Origin of the sequence: Dietzia sp. MNB45, from assembly GCF_051994785.1 — a bacterium.
Classification (GTDB): domain Bacteria; phylum Actinomycetota; class Actinomycetes; order Mycobacteriales; family Mycobacteriaceae; genus Dietzia; species Dietzia kunjamensis.
The window spans coordinates 2,396,302-2,409,099 of record NZ_CP163397.1 but is presented as its reverse complement, the minus strand read 5'-3'; the positions used below and the strand labels follow the sequence as shown (position 1 = coordinate 2,409,099).

The 12,798-nt window shown below is 62.7% G+C and carries 14 protein-coding genes; 2 read left to right on the top strand and 12 right to left on the bottom strand.

Annotated features, from left to right (window positions below; genetic code table 11):
• Window positions 1-358: 358 nt before the first annotated feature.
• Window positions 359-1,042 carry an ATP-binding cassette domain-containing protein gene (locus AB5G72_RS11500; protein WP_096907171.1) on the top strand — a complete coding sequence of 228 codons (684 nt, stop codon included), beginning with the start codon at window positions 359-361 and terminating at the stop codon, window positions 1,040-1,042.
• Complete coding sequence (locus AB5G72_RS11495; protein WP_096907172.1) at window positions 1,039-2,559, top strand: ABC transporter permease; 1,521 nt, start codon at window positions 1,039-1,041, stop codon at window positions 2,557-2,559. Before AB5G72_RS11500 ends, AB5G72_RS11495 begins: the two co-directional genes overlap by 4 nt.
• Before the next feature lie 49 nt (window positions 2,560-2,608).
• On the opposite strand, the gene AB5G72_RS11490 is transcribed toward AB5G72_RS11495, so the two are convergent.
• The 12 genes from AB5G72_RS11490 to AB5G72_RS11435 all read right to left on the bottom strand — a co-directional run bounded on the left by AB5G72_RS11490 (window position 2,609) and on the right by AB5G72_RS11435 (window position 12,753).
• On the bottom strand, window positions 2,609-3,535 hold the full coding sequence (locus AB5G72_RS11490; RefSeq protein WP_440219916.1) for a DMT family transporter: 927 nt from the start codon (window positions 3,533-3,535) through the stop codon (window positions 2,609-2,611).
• On the bottom strand, window positions 3,532-4,470 hold the full coding sequence (locus AB5G72_RS11485; protein ID WP_096907173.1) for a cation diffusion facilitator family transporter: 939 nt from the start codon (window positions 4,468-4,470) through the stop codon (window positions 3,532-3,534). Before AB5G72_RS11485 ends, AB5G72_RS11490 begins: the two co-directional genes overlap by 4 nt.
• 153 nt (window positions 4,471-4,623) lie before the next feature.
• Entirely contained in the window at window positions 4,624-4,971 is a 348-nt protein-coding gene (locus tag AB5G72_RS11480) for a YHS domain-containing protein (protein WP_440219915.1), read from the bottom strand.
• 35 nt (window positions 4,972-5,006) lie between these two features.
• Window positions 5,007-5,135: a hypothetical protein gene (locus AB5G72_RS11475; RefSeq protein WP_256385638.1), complete on the bottom strand. Its 129-nt coding sequence runs from the start codon at window positions 5,133-5,135 to the stop codon at window positions 5,007-5,009.
• A gap of 179 nt (window positions 5,136-5,314) precedes the next feature.
• On the bottom strand, window positions 5,315-5,557 hold the full coding sequence (locus AB5G72_RS11470) for a YgaP family membrane protein (RefSeq protein ID WP_076599981.1): 243 nt from the start codon (window positions 5,555-5,557) through the stop codon (window positions 5,315-5,317).
• A 236-nt stretch (window positions 5,558-5,793) separates the two neighbouring features.
• A complete protein-coding gene (locus AB5G72_RS11465; protein ID WP_096905123.1) occupies window positions 5,794-7,095 on the bottom strand; it encodes an APC family permease in 1,302 nt (433 codons plus the stop codon).
• Between the two features lie 65 nt (window positions 7,096-7,160).
• A complete protein-coding gene (locus AB5G72_RS11460; protein ID WP_096905124.1) occupies window positions 7,161-8,642 on the bottom strand; it encodes a multicopper oxidase family protein in 1,482 nt (493 codons plus the stop codon).
• Window positions 8,639-8,905, bottom strand: coding sequence for an SHOCT domain-containing protein (locus AB5G72_RS11455; protein WP_003862069.1), 267 nt, complete (start codon window positions 8,903-8,905; stop codon window positions 8,639-8,641). The genes AB5G72_RS11460 and AB5G72_RS11455 overlap by 4 nt, the downstream gene beginning before the upstream one ends.
• 667 nt (window positions 8,906-9,572) lie before the next feature.
• A complete protein-coding gene (locus AB5G72_RS11450; protein ID WP_156523497.1) occupies window positions 9,573-9,728 on the bottom strand; it encodes a hypothetical protein in 156 nt (51 codons plus the stop codon).
• A gap of 130 nt (window positions 9,729-9,858) precedes the next feature.
• Window positions 9,859-11,133, bottom strand: coding sequence for a L,D-transpeptidase (locus AB5G72_RS11445; RefSeq protein ID WP_181694399.1), 1,275 nt, complete (start codon window positions 11,131-11,133; stop codon window positions 9,859-9,861).
• A gap of 41 nt (window positions 11,134-11,174) precedes the next feature.
• Window positions 11,175-12,017, bottom strand: a complete 843-nt coding sequence (locus tag AB5G72_RS11440; protein WP_440219914.1) for a F510_1955 family glycosylhydrolase — start codon at window positions 12,015-12,017, stop codon at window positions 11,175-11,177.
• Window positions 12,018-12,126: 109 nt separating this feature from the next.
• Window positions 12,127-12,753 (bottom strand): DUF305 domain-containing protein, encoded by a 627-nt coding sequence (locus AB5G72_RS11435; protein ID WP_096907541.1) that lies wholly within the window; start codon window positions 12,751-12,753, stop codon window positions 12,127-12,129.
• Window positions 12,754-12,798 lie beyond the last annotated feature (45 nt).

Sequence of the window (12,798 nt, the reverse complement as noted above, 5' to 3'; positions counted from 1 at the left end):
GAGCACCTCATCGCGTCGGTGACCCCTACTTCGGCAGCGGTGGCTGCACCGGCGGCGGGAGAGGACGCGATCCATGTATGCACTGCCTGGAAGGTCATCGCCTCTTCTGTTCTGTCGGACATCGGTAGCCTCCTCGCCGCGGTGGGTGGCCCGCGATTTTCTAGCTCGCATCCAATGTGACTGTATGCGGTGTTACGGCCGGAGTTGGGCAGAGCCTCCCTCAAAGTATGAATGTGAAGAATGCCACCGCCATAATCCCGGAGTGCTCTTTCAGAATGTTTATTGAACCTTCATCGGAGGTGACTCCAAACTTCATCTTTTTGCGAGATCATTACCAGTATTTGAATGAGGAGCAGATGTGACGGACCAGGATCCAATTACCGGCCTGCCTGAAAGCCCTATTGGGGAGACGGTGGTGTTGGCCGCTCACGGTGTGGCTAAGTCCTACCGAACCGGGTGGTGGCCACGACGGCGCACCCGACGCGTGCTGCGCGGCGCGGACATCGAGCTTCGACCTGGCGAGATCGTGGGTCTAGTGGGCGAAAATGGGTCGGGGAAATCAACTCTGATGAAAATTTTAGTGGGTGCTTTACCCCGAGATAGCGGCACCATTAGCCACACTGGGCCCATCGGATTCTGTCCGCAGGAGCCGATCCTGTACGAGAGGCTGACCTGCGACGAGCACTTCGACCTGTTCGGTCGGGCCTACCGCATGGACGACGACGAGATCGAGCGGTCCAAAGACGACATCTACACCACGTTGGGCTTTGTCGCGTGGAGGCACGCTCGCGTTGAGGCGCTGTCCGGGGGGACTCGGGCCAAGCTCAACCTCGGCTTGGCGCTGCTTCCGGACCCTGACCTGCTGCTACTGGATGAGCCCTACGCCGGGTTCGACTGGGACACCTACCAGCGGTTCTGGCAGTTGACCCGAGACCGGCGCGAGTCCGGGCGCAGTCTGTTGATCATCAGCCATTTCATCACTGACGCCGAGCGCTTCGACCGCATCTACGACCTGGTCGACGGCAGGACGATCTTACGATGACGACCCCATTCACTGTGTCGTTGACGTGGCGGTATCTGGTCGAGTATGCCCGCCGTCCAATAAATTTGGTGCTACTGGGCGTCGTGCCCCTGGTGTTTGTGACCTTGACAGCGGACACGATTGCCGAGTTCGCCCGGATCCTGGGTGGGCAAGCCAGCCTCGGACAGTTGGAGGCGGTGACCGCCGGCTGGGCCTCAGCATTTCTGGCTGGCGTGGCGGGGTTCTTCCACGTCAGCGGGTCCCGTCAGGCAGATCGACGACTGGCTGCCACGGATTCCTCCCCGACGAGGGTCGTGCTGGCCAGGCTGGCGTCGTCTCTGGCGTTGGCGGGCGTGGCGGTTGCCGGTTCACTTCTGGCGCTGGCGCTTCGTACCGACATCGTTGACGTGGGCCGCACAGTGACAGCCACCGTCATGTTTGCCCTCATATACCTGGGACTCGGCACAGCGGTGGGTGCGCTAGTGCGCTCCGAAGTCAACGGCTCTTTGGTGATCGTCTTCGTGTGGATGTTCGATGTATTCCTCGGACCGGCGATGGGTCCGTCCGACTCATGGATTACCCGCGTGTTCCCTTCACACTTTCCGACGTTGGTGATGCTCGATGCCAGCACTGGCCACGCGGGCCCGCTCAGTGACCTTGGCGCCGCAGCGGTCTGGACCCTTGGCGGGCTGGTGCTCGCGTTCGGTGTCCTCGTGTTGACTACCGGCCACCGCCGCACCAGTCGTCGTGCACCCGAGTCGACCTGGGGGCGCACACGGGTGGCGTCGCGGTTCGCCTGGCGCGAGTATCGACGCAACGTCGCACTGTGGGTTCTGCTTGTCGGTCTTCCCTTCTTTTTCATCTCTCTGTCGATCGCCATCACCCCTGATCAGCCCACCCCCGTTGCACTCACCGAGCGCGGCCAGGACACGATCGCCATTGTCTCGATGATCGATGTGCACGGAGCGATCATGGTGCCGATCACCGTGGCCTTCTTGGCCGGCCTGGCTGGCCTGTTCGTCGTGCTCGGATCACTCGAGGCCGACCGGCGACTCGTTGTGGCCGGCTACCGCACCGCAGAGGTGCTCGCGGCTCGTCTCGGGGTGATCCTCTTGGCCGCAGTGTTGGTCAGCGCAGTCTCCCTGGGCGTGACCAGCTTCAGCTTCCAACCGCGTTCGTGGGTGGCGTTCGCGCTCGCGACCCTGGCGGTTGCCCTGACCTACGCCATGCTCGGAGTGCTGATCGGACCTATAGTCGGGCGCCTGGGCGGCCTGTACTTGATGTTCATGCTGCCTTTCCTTGATGTCGGGTTGGCCCAGAACATCATGTTCGACGCCGCCCCACCCGACTGGGCGACTTGGATGCCCTCCCATGGAGCTGTTCGCGTCTTGACCGACGCAGCGTTCACCCCCAGTTTCGACGAGACCGCCGGGGCGTTACTGGCCCTTGGCTGGCTAGCTGGGATCACGCTCGCGGCAGCCATGGTGTTCCACCGGATTGCCGCACCGGGCCGCACCCCACTGAGGACAGCCAGCTAAACGTCGAAGACGACGTCGTGGTTCACCTCGTGCACGAACCCCTGGACTCTCAAGTGTGGTGGGAGGCAATTTGACAGGGGTGCGCGGCTCGATTTTCTGCCCCCCGCGACATCTCCCGTGTCAACCAGAATCCGGCGCCGAGCAGCAGTACAGCCCCGTAAATCGTGCTCCGCGCCGGAACTTCGGCGAAGACCAGATACCCCAATGTCGTGGCTACCACAGGGGAGACAATGATATCGACCAGCGAGTAAACATTGGCGTTGAGAAATTTCAAAACGATGGAGATGCCGAAATAGGCGAATCCTGTGGAAATCACGCCCAAACCCCCCACCCAAAGCATCACCGGCACGGAGATACCTAGCCCGGGATAGGAGATTGTGGCTGAGACCTTGCCGGGCCCGACGAGCAGCAGCGAGGGCGACAGCACCAGTGCCGCGGCCAGGAGCGACCAGGCTATGTCGTTACCCGTCTCGGTCTTGCCCTCATAACGCATGTAGGTGATCATCGCCGCATAGATCGCCCCGGTTGCCAACGCCACAAGATTGCCCAGGGTGTGACCGCCGCTGAGCGGGTTAGCCACGGCGATACCGGCCAACGCAATGACGAAAATCCCGATGTAGCGCTTGTGCGCCTTCTCGCCAAGAAACAGTGCAGAAAAAATGAACACGAAGAACGGGGCAATACTCCAGAATATCACCGCATTGGCGATGGGCACCAACGTCATGGCGTAGTTGAACACTCCGCCCTGGGCCGCGATCAGCGCGCCGATGATGACCGTGTCCTTTACGTTCCCGCGCGGGAACCGGGGCCATTCCCGGCTCGCCAGTGCCCGCGCAATGAACAGAAACACCGCCGCGAAGGCCATCGCGTAAAACGTCAGCGTCTGGACGGGAATCAACCCGTCGCTAAGCTTGACAAATACGCCGATAGTCGCTTCAGACACGGTGATCAAAGCCAGCAGCAGTAGCGCCTTCATGTTCTATTTTTCGGCGCGGGCCGCGTGATGTCGATCGCTTCGGCGCCAGCCTCATCAAGGTGGCCGGTCTCCACTTGCAAGGTGGTGAAGAAGAACCCGAACTTGTTTTCGAGCACAGTGGAGGCTGTTTGCAGGACGGTTTGTGGATCGGCGCCCTCGACCACTCGAAGGTGTCCGGAGAAGATATAGCGTCCGCTGGTCAGTGCTGACGCGTGAACGTGGTGCACCCCTTGGACCCCCTCGGTGTCCTCCAGTGCTGCCGTGATCTCGGGAAGGCTGAGGTCGGTCGGTGTGCCCGCCATCAGTAGATGGGCAGCATCCCGCAAGATGCCCCAGCTCGCCCACAGCAATACCACACCGAAAGCAATGCCCAAGAGTGGGTCGATCAGCAAGAAACCGGTAAAGCGGATCACGAGTGCGGTGACGATGATCAGGAGGCTGCCCACAAAGGTCTGAAGAATGTGCCACAGTGCGCCGCGGACGTTCAGATCAGTGCGACTTTGTTTCCATATCAGACCCAACGAGATGACTTCAGTGAGCAAACCGCCCGCGGCTGCCCACAACATCGGCGTAGTGGACAGGTCGATCGGGGCAGTTAGCCGCATCCCGCCCATCACGATCACTACCAGCGCCATCACCAGCAGGAAACCGCCGTTGACCAATGCGCCGACAATTTCCGCGCGATACCAGCCGAAGCTGCGGTCTTCATCTGCTGGCCGGCGAGCGAGCCGTGCAGCAATGATGGCCACCAGTACGCCACCGACGGCCGAGAAAGTGTGGAAGGCATCTGAGATCACCGCGACCGAACCGGTCCATAACCCGATGCTAATTTCAATGAAGAAGTAAATTCCCGTCAGCCACGCCGAGATGGCCAGTCCCCACCCAGGGCCGCGCGCACCGTCCGTGTAACTGTGGCCTCCGTGTCCGTGAGTCATGAACCCCTCCTCCTGACCGCAAGGTCAGTTCTGGTGTGATTGCTCATCCCCACCGGGAGCAACCGGCAGGGCGAAATATGGTCGAAATTGAGGATCTGATCGGGTCAGTGCGAGTTAGTGCTCGCGTCTGGAGGAGAGCATCTCTGGTGGAGGTCATTGCGGCGGGGCGCTTCCTCGCTCGGTGGTGGCGGCGAAGTCTGTGGGTCGGGTGTCGAATACTCTCGCGCAGTGGCCGGAACAGAAGTAGTAGGTGTGGCCCTCGTGGGTGGCGCTGGCAGTGGCAAAGGCCGGGTCCACGCTCATGCCGCATACCGGGTCAGTGGCATGGGGAGTTGGCTCTGATCCAGGATCGTGGCGGTCGTCGCCGACTTCCACCACAGGTTCGGAGGCGAGCGACACCGCGGAGTCATCAGCGGCCCGTTCGGCAGTGAAGCCCCGGAGTCGGTTGGCGTTGACCACGACCGACAGGGAGGACAATGCCATCGCCGCAGCGGCAATCATCGGGCTGATGGATCCCAGGAGCGTGTAGTGGCGGGTTAATGGCCGTGGCCACCGGGCATTGCGAACATCATCAGGCCCATCATCGCCACGCACAGCGCGCCAAACACGATCACTCCGGTGCCTGCGACCCCGGTCACCAGCAGGACCCCGACAAGAACGAGCATCGGGACACAACACGCGAGCATCATCCAACGATGACCGGAGCGTCCGGGCTTCGAGGGCTCGGGCGGGTACTGCTCTTCCAGAGGCCCATCGCTGTAGGGGGAAGCCGACCCCGCAACGGGGGGCTGATCAGGGGGCGCGTCTAGTGGCTGGCGCCGTCGCTCCTGGGGTGATTGCTCGCTCATGAGGGGTGTCCTTTCCGAAGCGGGAGGCGGCCCAATTTTTTGTACAGTGGACAGTGCCCGGTCCCACCAGTGACGATCAGGTCCAGACCAGCCACGATCAACAACAGCTCCACGATCACCGCGCCCGTGGAGTCCGCCTGGCTGAGCAGAATTCCTCCGCCAACGACACCGAGAAGACCCAACACGATGCGAGCGCCCCTTTCGATAGGGGTGATGTTGATACTCCATCTCGCCTGCATCGTTTCCTCCTGGGTGCTCGATCCAGCCCCGAGTGCACGGGACCATTGATCGGTACACCCCCAATCTGCCAAGTGTTTGTGAAGGACGAACTGTCCTTCACGTGAAGGTTCGGTGAAGCCGGTACGGCGTGTGCCACAAGTGTGGGGAGATGCGCGCCTCAACGCGCTCAGCGGACGCGCGTCGTGCGGCCTGAATCGCGCTGGGTTGGTTGGAGTCTCTGGTGTGCTCTGTGTTCTCACTGGTGTTGGTGGTGTCGCACGGCGAGCCACTGGGCGAGGACGATGGCTAGGGCCACTAGCGCGGTGATGACGAGGGTGAACGGGTCCGATTGGCTCTTGGTGAGCAGGAAGGGCACCAGTACCGCGAGGTCAAGGATGATCGCGAGCAACGGGATCCAGGAGTTGGCGGCGACGTCGTTTTTGAGACGGCGGATGATCCCGAAGTGGATGGCAATGTCCATGGCCAAATACAAGATAGCGCCAAGGGAGGCGATCTGGGAGAGGTCGAAGAAGGCGGCCATCACGATCGCCAGCCCGGCGGTGATGTAGAGCGACTGATGTCCTGGCCGGCCGGGCAGGCCCGGGGCTTGGCCCATTTCTCGGAGCATGTCGTAGAGTTTCGAGACTGAGAATAGGCTCGCGATCAGTCCAGACAGTGTGGCGACCACCGCGATAAGCACGGTTATTCTCATGCCCCAGTCGCCGAACATCGGCTGGGCTGCTTCGGCCAGTGCGTAGTCGCGGGCCTCGATGATCTCTGGCACGGTCAGGCTCGCAGTGACTGCGACGGTGATCAATAGATAGAGCGCCGTGCACAGGGCGATGGAAATAATGATTGAGCGGCCGATATTGCGCTTGGGGTTCTTCAGATCCCCGCCGTGGTTGGTGATCGTGGTGAACCCCTTGTACGCCAGGATGCATAGGGTGACACCGGCGAGAAAGCCCACCCATCCCTGGTCTGGTGGCGTGCGTCCAGCGGCGGTAATGAGCCGGGGCAGGGAGGAGAGTCCCGCGGCGAGGATTCCCGCGATCGCCAGCACCGCGATGCCGACGATCTTGAGCGCTGCGGTGACCGTGGCAGAGCGCTCCACTAGTTGGTTGCCCACCAGGTTCACGAGTGCGGCGCCGGCGATGGCGAGGACGGCCAGCACCGGGACCCACACGTCGGAGTCCTGCATCCCGAACGGTCGCAGCATGTAGGTACCGAAGGTTCGGCCGAGAAGGGACTCGGCGAGGATCATCGACACGTACATGAACAGCGAAACCGAGCCAGCCACGACCCCGGGTCCATACGCGGCTTTGAGTTGCATCGCGATTCCGCCCGAGGAAGGGTTGGTGGCTGAGTAGCGGATGTAGGAGTAGGAGCTGAAGGCCACCACCACTGCCCCGGCAAGGAAGGCCCACGGCATCCACCCCCCGGCCAGCTCGGCGACCTGCCCTACCAGGGCGAAAATGCCCGCCCCGATCATCACCCCCGTCCCGAGCGCAACGGATCCAGTGAGGGTCAGTGAGTTCGAGGACTGGGCGCTGCGATCCATGCGGTACCGTACTTTCTTCTCGTCGGGCGGGGTTGGCGGTGTGCTTGCGGTCGGGTGCGCCGAGTTCAGCGGGCCAGGATCGTGCCCATCATGCCGAGGTCCTCGTGGTCGAGGATGTGACAGTGGTAGACGGTGCGGCCGACGATGTCGTCGAAGGCCACGCGGATGGTGACGCGGCCGAAGGCCGGAATGTTGACCACGTCCTGCCAGGTGGGTGACTCGCCGTCGTCGAGGACTTGCATGGGCCACACGTGCAGGTGCATTGGGTGGTCCATGGGGCTGGTGTTGGTCAGGGTCCATTCCTCCACAGTTCTGGCGCGGACCGTGATGTCGTTTCGGTCGGCGTCGAACTGTCGGCCGTTGATGGTGAACGACATCATCGATTCGGCTCCGCGCATCCCACGGCCCATGCCCATGCCCATGGCGAATTCCAGGGTTCGACGGGCAGTTACCGGTGCGGTGCGCAGGTCCCGCAGGGCCGGTCCTGCGGGCACGGGATCGGGTTCGTCCGCCGGGGGCCCAGTCACGTCCAGCGTGAGCAGACCGATCGGCTCGTCGTCCGCCGGGAACGCACCGGCCATGGGTCCGCCCATCATGCCAGGCATGGCGCCGCGGTCCACCGGGATGCTGAGCAGAGTGGAGGTGCCCTGGCGAGCGTCCACCAGGAGTTCGACTCTGTTTCCGGGAGCCAGCGTCACCTCGGTGAGGTCGACAGGTTCGGGTAGGCGGCCGGTGTCACGGCCGAGCAGGCGCAGAGACTGACCATCCAGGGTCAGGCGCAGGTAGCGGGACGGGCAGGCGTTGACGATCCGCCACTGCTCTCGCTCTCCCGGCGAAGCGGTGGCCCGGGGCCGAACCTGGCCGTTGACCATCACTATCTCGCCTTGACGGCCCATCATCTTCTCGGGCGGGGACGCGGCAGCCGGGTTGCCAGTGCCGTCGAGGGTGATGTCGGAGACGACCAAGGTGCGCTCACGGGACACCGGGACCGGCTCGGGGTCCTCAACAACGATCGCTCCGTAGAGTCCGGCCGCCAGTTGGTCAGCGACATGGCCGTGGTGGTGGGGGTGGTACCAGAAAGTCCCGGGCGGGTGGTCGTTTGGCAGGACGATTTCGTAGTCGAAGGACTCGCCGGGGGAGATGCTGACGAAGGGGTTGTCGCCATTGCCCTCGGGGGAGACGTGCAACCCGTGTACGTGCAGGTTGGTCGGGGTGTCGAGTTCGTTGGCAATCGCCACTCGGATCGTGTCTCCGCCCCGAACGCGCAGGGTGGGGCCTGGGAGTGTGCCGTTGAACGCCTGCACGTTTGCGTTTCGCCCGCCGATCTTGACCCGGGCGGGGGCGGCGACCAACTCCAGATCGAGCACACCGTCCCGACTGGCCACCACGTCCGGCTCGAGAAGGTCGTCACCACCGTCGGAGAAGCCACCACTGTTCGTGGTGTTGCCCTCACTGACGGTCCACCACAGGCCGGCCCCGCCCACGGCGGCGGTGCCGGCCCCTGCCAAACCCAGTGCGAGGAGCTGCCGTCGGGTCAGCTCGCTCACTGCCGTCCCTCGCCCAGAGTGTGTAGTCGCTCCCGGTACTCCTCGGTGGTTAGCTCTCCACGGGCGTAGCGTTCGTCCAGGATCTCTCGCGGCTGGCGCGGGCGTTCCCCGGTTTTGACATGCTCATGCCCTCCGGTCTGGCCCCGGCCGCCGGTGAACGCTTTCGCCAGGACGACGGTGACCACCACCGTGCCCAGAATGACCAAGAGCCAGAAGATCCACATCCAGCCCATTCCCGAACCCATCCCGTTGTTCCACATCATCGCGATCGTCCTTCGCTACTTCTCAGTCCCGAGCGTGTGGCCCGCCGGTGTCTGGGGGGTGGTGGCGCCGGGTGCGGGGCGTGGCGGTCGGTCTGGAGACCGTGGATCGGCATCGGCACCGAGGGTCTGGGTGTGGAGCAGCACGTGCAGGATTCAGCGATCGCTTCCAACGGAAGGTTACTGCGAGGCTGGATAGACATCTTCTCCTCTTCATATTCGTTGCTGGTGCTCACTGGAACACCTCCAATTATACCCCTATGGGGTATGTGGGGTAGGTGGTTGAACCCGGCTCACCCATCGATTGGTCCCTGGGTGTCTCACGCCTGGGGAGCGGTCCCTGTCAGGGCGACAATGAGGCAGAGCACGCTGGCCCAGAACACGCCCAGGCCAATGGCCACCACGGTTACACTCGCCCACTCCATACCGCGCCCCTGCCTTCCGGTCGAGTTCCACATTGGCCGGTACGCCCGCGTATTTGTGTGGAGATCAGGTGGAGGTCTGATCAAGAATTTCCGCTGGCGAGCTGACACTCAGGACAGGCTGGAACGATCGAGACCATGGTGGAGAACCCTCGTGCCCTCGAAGATGGGGGAAATTTGGGGAAGGGTGAGTTCGCAGAAACTACAGCTCGGCATCGTTTAGTGGCCCTTCATAGTGAAGGGCCCGTTTAGTGGAAGGTCTGCGTATTAGCTCCGGGCGTATTCGCGTCCACCGGCTGGTTGCACCAGATGTCGCGCACCATCTTGCGCACCTGCTGGCTGCCATTGTTCGTTTGTGCCGGTGGGGCCGCCAAAAACGAATCCGGCGAGACTCCCTCGTCCATGAACGTCGAATGTCAGGAAATTCAAACGTCGATCAATGACCACGGAAGAGTGTGCATTTTGGCTATTCCCGCGCTCGCCGGACGATTTTGGCCTGGCCTTTGGTCGAGGTCAGAATAGTGACTGGACCCCTCAGGCCTGATCGGCATTTCCGGCACGCCAGGTCTCCCACGGGATGTTCCAGTCGCCCAGTCCGTCGGTCCCAGGAAGTGTTGGTCCGACGGTATTGATGACTTCGACCACGTCGCCACGGTTGCTGTTGTTCTGGAACGACTTGGCGTAGGCGTCGGTGACATTGATACAGCCGTTACTGACGTTGGTGAAGCCCTGTTGTTCAACGGACCATGGGGCGGCATGGACGTAGATCCCGCTGTAGGACATCTGGGTGGCCCAGTTGACTGAAAGCCGGTAGCCGTCGGCCGAGTCGACCGGCACACCAAACGTCGATGAATCCATGATGAGCGATTCGTATCGGTCGCCGATGTAGTAGGTGCCGTTCGGGGTGGGTGTCGATGCCTTTCCTAGTGAGACCGGGCTACTGCTGACGACCTCGCCATTGATTCGGGTCGTCATTGTCTTGGTGTTGTCGTCGATCGTGGTGATGACCTCGTCGCCGATCGTGAAGTTGCTGTTTGCGTCCTGGGCTCCGTAAAGGCCTTCGCCCATATCGGTGCCGTAGATGTTGACGTCGACGTCGACCTCGGTGCCCGGTGCCCAGAATTCGGCGGGGCGCCAGCGAACCTCCGAGGGCGACACCCAGTAGAAGGCTCCTTCGACGGCGGGGGTCGTGGTGACCTCGATGGCGTCCTGGACGGCCTTACGGTCGCCGACGGCGGACTCGAAACGCACCGCGACCGGCTGCGCGATACCTACCGTGTGGCCCTGACCGGTCACCAGGCTCGCGCTGGTGGTCGAGTTCGGGACCACGGTGCTGAACGAGGACGAGTCTGTAATCGTCTCACCGTCGTCGTTAGTAGCGCTCGCCTCGATCGAGTAATCCCGGTTGTAGCCCAGAGTCTCGGTGGTGCGCCACTGGGAGCGTTCCGCGTTGAACTCGCCTTCGACCTCGCGGCCTTCTTCGTTTGTGACCGTGACATCGTCGAACGCACCGTCTGTCACATCCAAGACGATCGGTTCCCGCGGCGTCGCGGCCACTGTCCCATCTTCGAACGAGGTGTGAATGACGGCCGCAGCGGCGGGGGCTTCTTTCGGTGCAGCGGCCGTCGAGGCGTCCTCGGTGTCCCCGATCGTGCACGCGCTCAGTCCTACTGCGGCCACCAAGGCCACCGCGACCGAGGCAAGCCGTTTCGCCGGTGTGCGCTCTGGTGCGGCTCCGCCTGCGAGCATCGCTTCTTTCCTCACCACTTCTCCCTCGAGTTCGTATGCGTTCTGACCGGTAGTTTCCATTCCGTCTTCGGTCGGCCTTGGTTTGCGCCGCCGACGACGTTTCAGGGAATCGTTAATGTATGAAATGACCGTCCATCAGCAGCGTAGGCAGTGTCCTGGTCCGCGGCGATGATGGCTTCGACATCACCGACAACTGGTCCCTGCTGCCACTCATCGTCGTTGACGTTCTTGCGCCAGGCGGTGCCGTCGGTATCGATCCCCCAGAGGGTGCCGTCTTCGGCTGCAGATATCAGCAGGAGTTCGGGAGCAGCTGGTACTGATGCGAATGTGCGCCCGATGTCGGTGCTGAGTTGTAGGCCTCCTGCGGTTGTGGCCCAGATGCCCTCGTCGGTAATCGCCAATGCTCTCGCGGCTATCTCGATGCCGTCGGTCCAACTGACGCCCGAGTCGGTGGACGTTCGAATTCCGTTGGCGGTGTCGAGTCCGACAAGGGTGTTTCCGTCAGTGGTCAGGGCGTGAAAGTCGACTTCGCCGGAGAGGGATTTCGTCGCCCACGACTGGCCGCCGTCGACACTCTCGATGAGTCCGAGAGGATTGGGGGCGGAGCTTGACGGGCCAGGATGGCCCGAGGCGTAGAGGTTATCCGTCCCGGGCGCGCCTGTGAGCCCCATGAAGTCGTCGTCGGCGTCGCCGACGCGGGTGGTCTCGCCATCGGGGTTGAGGACGAAAAGCCCCGTATGCGTGCCGGCCAGCACCCTGCCCTCAGCATCGAGGTGGAGTCCGTGCACATGGTCAAGCGCGGGTGTTAATGCGGTGCCGACCGTCGATGAGGCGTCCCCGGATTCGGGTGCTGGCGTCTGCTGCGGGCTCGAACACGCGGTCGCGATGAGAGCCGATGCAAGGATGGCTATTGAGGCCCAGGCCCGCTTTCGGTGCGAAAGCATGAATGCGTATCTCGTTTCTGGCAGGGACAAGAAAATGTGTTGATGCCCAGACGGTCTCCGGCGGGGTCGGACTGCCATCGACCCCGCCGGGTATACAAGGCTTCGTTTTCTACATGGGGTCAAGCAACTGCCGCATGGTGTCGATTTCCTGCTGCTGGGTGTCGATGATGGTTTGCGCCAGATCGACAGCCGGCGGGTACGTGCCGTTCTCCACCTGGTCTTCGGCCATGGCCACGGCACCTTCGTGGTGGGCGATCATCTGGTTAAGGAACAACTCGGCAGCCTCAGGGCCGGGAGCGTCGGACAACTGCTGCACGTCCTCATCGGAGAGCATGCCCTCCATCTGCGCCATGTCATGGTCACCGCCCATGTCCATGTCCATGCCTTCGGGCTGCGTCGGCTCGCCCCACTGCTCAAGCCAGTCGGTCAGCTGCGCGATCTCGGGCCCCTGGGCCGCCTTGATCTCCTCGGCCAGCGAGGTGACGTCGGCGGGGACATCATCCTTGGACAAGATGATGTCGCTCATCTCGATGGCTTGCTCATGGTGGGGGATCATCATCTGGGCGAACATCACGTCAGCCTCGGAATGCTGAGCTGATTCCTCTGCCTGCTCGGTGGTCGAACTCCCGCTGGTCGCAGTGGTCTCGACGGCGGTCGTGGTCTCGCTGGCCGTGTCGGTCTCGTCGCTGGTGCAGGCGGACAGCCCCAGCAGGACCGCGGCGGCAGCGGCGGTCATCACAAGCTTCTTTCGATTCATCTGGGTTCCCTTTCTTCTGCGGAC

What these genes read in the sequence shown, in the direction of transcription:
- AB5G72_RS11495 (WP_096907172.1), top strand. Translation starts at nt 1,039, where the DNA reads ATGACGACCCCATTCACTGTGTCGTTGACGTGGCGGTATCTGGTCGAG.
- AB5G72_RS11490 (WP_440219916.1), bottom strand. Translation starts at nt 3,535, where the DNA reads ATGAAGGCGCTACTGCTGCTGGCTTTGATCACCGTGTCTGAAGCGACT.
- AB5G72_RS11480 (WP_440219915.1), bottom strand. Translation starts at nt 4,971, where the DNA reads ATGATTGCCGCTGCGGCGATGGCATTGTCCTCCCTGTCGGTCGTGGTC.
- AB5G72_RS11465 (WP_096905123.1), bottom strand. Translation starts at nt 7,095, where the DNA reads ATGGATCGCAGCGCCCAGTCCTCGAACTCACTGACCCTCACTGGATCC.
- AB5G72_RS11475 (WP_256385638.1), bottom strand. Translation starts at nt 5,135, where the DNA reads ATGCTCGTTCTTGTCGGGGTCCTGCTGGTGACCGGGGTCGCAGGCACC.
- AB5G72_RS11470 (WP_076599981.1), bottom strand. Translation starts at nt 5,557, where the DNA reads ATGCAGGCGAGATGGAGTATCAACATCACCCCTATCGAAAGGGGCGCT.
- AB5G72_RS11445 (WP_181694399.1), bottom strand. Translation starts at nt 11,133, where the DNA reads ATGGAAACTACCGGTCAGAACGCATACGAACTCGAGGGAGAAGTGGTG.
- AB5G72_RS11485 (WP_096907173.1), bottom strand. Translation starts at nt 4,470, where the DNA reads ATGACTCACGGACACGGAGGCCACAGTTACACGGACGGTGCGCGCGGC.
- AB5G72_RS11440 (WP_440219914.1), bottom strand. Translation starts at nt 12,017, where the DNA reads ATGCTTTCGCACCGAAAGCGGGCCTGGGCCTCAATAGCCATCCTTGCA.
- AB5G72_RS11435 (WP_096907541.1), bottom strand. Translation starts at nt 12,753, where the DNA reads ATGACCGCCGCTGCCGCCGCGGTCCTGCTGGGGCTGTCCGCCTGCACC.
- AB5G72_RS11455 (WP_003862069.1), bottom strand. Translation starts at nt 8,905, where the DNA reads ATGATGTGGAACAACGGGATGGGTTCGGGAATGGGCTGGATGTGGATC.
- AB5G72_RS11450 (WP_156523497.1), bottom strand. Translation starts at nt 9,728, where the DNA reads ATGGACGAGGGAGTCTCGCCGGATTCGTTTTTGGCGGCCCCACCGGCA.